Source organism: Dysgonomonas reticulitermitis (genome assembly GCF_054601275.1).
The window spans coordinates 1-3,781 of sequence record NZ_BAAHWU010000096.1 but is presented as its reverse complement, the minus strand read 5'-3'; the positions used below and the strand labels follow the sequence as shown (position 1 = coordinate 3,781).

The 3,781-nt window shown below is 40.3% G+C and carries 3 protein-coding genes and 2 pseudogenes; 3 read left to right on the top strand and 2 right to left on the bottom strand.

The window, feature by feature from the left end; all coding sequences use genetic code 11:
- Positions 1-110 precede the first annotated feature (110 nt).
- Positions 111-680: a type I restriction-modification system subunit M N-terminal domain-containing protein gene (locus tag ACYPZI_RS15625; protein ID WP_459603250.1), complete on the bottom strand. Its 570-nt coding sequence runs from the start codon at positions 678-680 to the stop codon at positions 111-113.
- Between the two features lie 66 nt (positions 681-746).
- Positions 747-1,952 (bottom strand): ATP-binding protein, encoded by a 1,206-nt coding sequence (locus ACYPZI_RS15620; RefSeq protein ID WP_459603248.1) that lies wholly within the window; start codon positions 1,950-1,952, stop codon positions 747-749.
- A gap of 392 nt (positions 1,953-2,344) precedes the next feature.
- Between ACYPZI_RS15620 and ACYPZI_RS15615 the strand changes: the two are divergent.
- The 3 genes and pseudogenes from ACYPZI_RS15615 to ACYPZI_RS15605 all read left to right on the top strand — a co-directional run.
- A pseudogene (locus ACYPZI_RS15615) lies at positions 2,345-2,629 on the top strand (DUF4326 domain-containing protein); the annotation flags it as partial.
- 28 nt (positions 2,630-2,657) lie between these two features.
- Complete coding sequence (locus ACYPZI_RS15610; RefSeq protein WP_459603246.1) at positions 2,658-3,026, top strand: hypothetical protein; 369 nt, start codon at positions 2,658-2,660, stop codon at positions 3,024-3,026.
- Positions 3,027-3,234: 208 nt separating this feature from the next.
- Positions 3,235-3,781, top strand: a pseudogene (locus tag ACYPZI_RS15605) (hypothetical protein); the annotation flags it as partial.

Genomic DNA, 3,781 nt, shown 5'->3' with positions numbered 1-3,781 from the left:
AAAAGTTTCTGTCCGTACCATCGACCGTTATGTAAAGAATGGCAACATACCATATATCCAACATGGGGGAAAGGTTACATTCAGTTTTATGGAATTAACTGACAGTAAATTTAACCGGAGACACAGGGACACACATAAAGACCATTTATCATATCCGCCCAACGACGTTTGATGTGTTCTTCAAGTGTGGTTATTTCAGAGTTATTGAAGGGAGTAAGGTCTATTTCACTCCATGTTTTCACATAGTCAAAAAGGACTCTCTTTTTTGATAATAATGCAGAAACACCGGATATATCAAGAAACTTTTCTTCTTGTGGACCTTTGTCAACACCCAACAACGATTTTGTTTCCGGATCGAATGCCTTTAGATAAGCCCGAAAATCGGTAATGAAAGTTTTATCGTTTTTGCAAATATCTTTTAAGGTCTTATTCTTCTTTATAACATAGATATTGTAACCAAGCCCTTCCAGTTCGAACATTTCTACAAAGTCTTCGATGTCATCTCGGCTTATGTCTTCTTCCAGTTTCTCTGCGGCACGTACCAACCTACTTTCTACCATCAAAAGGGCAAAGAATGGCATCATGTATTTTGGAAAATCGCTTTCTTTTATACCTGAACCTCTAAGCAGGTCGGCTGTTTTCCAAACGTCGGACTCGTATTTTAATATAGTGTTGTTCATCAATTTATTCCCTATTATTTTTTGATTGTAATTTTATTCATCTACTGATACTTTCAGACACCATTATCAAATTTCCAATACAAGAAAATCAATCAAATTGCAATATGTAATTCCTTTATAGTCATTTCCTATAATCATATCATTAAAAGTAACAACATATTTGGGATAATTATCCTTTATCTCCATAAGATTGCCAAATTCCCGTTTACGGGTTTTTTCATCCATCGTAGTTAATGCAACCTGAATATAAATGCGCTTGCCATTCTTTTCGGCCATAAAATCGATTTCCTTTTCGCCTAACCTTCCAACAAATATTTTATAACCGGATTGTACTAAATGCAAAAATACTGCATTTTCCATCAGTTTATGTATATCGGAAGAAGTATTACCGCCCCGAATCATATTACGAAGTCCTAAATCTTCAAAATAATACTTTTCACCTATCTCGAAGATCTTTAAACCTCCAACATCAGCCCGTTGTACCTTGTGTATAATATATGCATTTACCAAACCTTTCAGATAATTGATAATAAGCTGTGGAGTCATTTGGATCTGTTGGGATTTCAAATATTTACTGATATTATTTGAACTGAACAGATTTCCAACATTATCAGCTACATACATTATCAAGTTTTCAAGGAAAGAGACATTCCTGATCTTTTCTTTGGCAACAACATCCTTGAGTAATATTGTTGAATAAACATTACTTAGATATTCGAAGACTTGTTCTTTTGTTAATTCAAGATTGATAAGAAACGGCATACCCCCGAAAGTAAGGTATTTCATCAGGGTATCTTGCGAGTTTTCAAATGAATGAAATTGTATAAACTCCCGATAACTGAGCGAGTGGATATCAAATTCCATATATCTTCCTGATAGATAGGTAGCCAATTCACTTGAAAGAATATTGGCATTACTTCCGGTACAATAGATGTCACATTTTTGTTCTGCAAGCAGACTGCGTAAAGTATCCTGAAAAGAATCAATCTCTTGTACTTCATCTATGAACAGGTAATTACGTTCATCAGCCTTCAATCTTGAATCAATATATGTATAAAGATCGGAGGAAGTTTTAATACCCCGGAATTCTTCCAGCTCACAATTGATATAAATTGTATTTACTTTTTTATCGAGTTTCTTAACTTCATCACATAATTGAAGCATGATACAACTTTTCCCAACACGCCGTTGTCCGGTCAGCACCTTAATAACAGGTTTACCTATATAAGGCTTTATCCGTTCTATATAATTATCTCTTTGAATATATTTCATCTTATCTGCTAGATTTGAAGTTAGCAAACATACAAAAGTTTTCTTTATAAATGAAACTATTTGCTAAAAAATAAAATTTATACGATATAAATTTATATAAACTATTATGTTTTCTGCTTTATTTCCTCTTGATTACCATTCTACGTTTACTTCCGCTTAGAAGGAATAAAAAGGTATTTCTGTGCTATCAGGCAAAGGTAATTCCGTGTTCTTAAGCCCGTGCAAGGTCTGGCCGCTTCGCGGTTTTGGAAAAAATCTCCACATTCGCTGCGCTTCATGTCGTATTTTTCCCAAAAACCTTGCACAGGCAGAACACTCCATTAACCGGCCTGCATAGCACAGCTATACCGGCTTCGCCGGGAATTGATTAACAGTTTAAATTCAAAGGAATTATGACAACAGCAGTAAACATTCGTACTTCCACCTTCGATGTATATATCGGACGGGCGGGAAAAGGACAGGACGGATATTTCGGAAACCCGTTCCGGCTAAAGGAATCCGAAGAGAGAGGCGCGACAATCGAGCGATACAGGAAATATTTCCATAACCGGCTGGAAACAGACCCGGAGTTTAAGCGCCGGGTACATGAACTAAAAGGCAAGATGCTGGGTTGCTTCTGCAAGCCGTATCCCTGCCACGGCGACGTAATCGCGGAATACCTGGATAACCTGCCGGAAGAAATTACTAACCAATAATCAAAAGGATATGGAAGGAATAGATAACATCATAGCTGCACAGACAGGAACTGAAGAGTTACTGCATCAAATGGAACAGGTCGCTGCCGCGCTTGTCACAGGCCCGTTTATCACGGATTTTACAGTTCACGATACCAACTTTATCCGCAGGACAAAGGCCTGCATTCCCTTTATCTGGCTTGTCAGGGAAAACGGGACGCATCTTTTCTGGCTGGACGATGCAACCGAAGCAAAAAAATTCATGGAAACACTGGCTTATTATATGGATCATTCAGGCCGGGATTTTTGCCTGTACAGGTATAACGGCAGCAAGCTGTTCCCGGTATTCCCGAAAGCTATGCGCCTATTGGTAGAGCGTGAGATAAAAAACATCTCATAAAAAAGCCAGGTATTATGGAAAAAGAAGCAGGCCTTACGGCGACAAACAAATGGCCTGTCCGCATCCGTGGCAGCGGACAGGAAATAGAAATGTAGGAATACGGACTACGAAATAACCGATATCGTCGATTTGTGCTGGACTAACCTCCGGCACAATTCATTTTAAACAGGTATTTATTCATTTATAACAAGAAAAACAAGAAAAAATTATGGAAAATGTAGTATTACAGCAGGGATTGAACGAAGTTGTCATTAACAAGGTACAACGGATGATCGAAGGCAGGCAGACAGGCGTCAGGGAAACCATGCAGCGCCTGGTACACGAGGGCGACATCGCACAGGATTATGTAGCGCCCATAGGCATAGAGCTCCGCCAAAGGGAACAGTCGCCTGTCATTACCTTCAGTGGCGACGGGGAACTGATGATGAATATGCGGCAGGAGCAGTTTACATTGCATGATAATGCGGTCGGGCAACTGGCCGAAAGGATGAATGTTCCCTCACAGTACCTCAGGGGACTTGCACGGGGAGACGAATGGCAAAGGCAGCTTGCGGCAACCGTCCTGAACGAGCATTCCTCCTGGACAGGCCGCCAGCGGGTGCTTGTCCGTAGCGTAGGCATGGAAGTACGGGGCGTACTGAGCGACAGCTACCGCAGGCTGAACAGCGTGGAGATACTGACAGCCTTTGTCGAGGAAGCAGGACGGCAGGGCGCGGTGATAGCGGACGCTAAGATGACCGACACGAAAATCTGGG

Excerpts from the sequence above, each read along its gene's own strand:
- ACYPZI_RS15625 (WP_459603250.1), bottom strand. The coding sequence starts at position 680 with ATGAACAACACTATATTAAAATACGAGTCCGACGTTTGGAAAACAGCC.
- ACYPZI_RS15620 (WP_459603248.1), bottom strand. The coding sequence starts at position 1,952 with ATGAAATATATTCAAAGAGATAATTATATAGAACGGATAAAGCCTTAT.
- ACYPZI_RS15610 (WP_459603246.1), top strand. The coding sequence starts at position 2,658 with ATGGAAGGAATAGATAACATCATAGCTGCACAGACAGGAACTGAAGAG.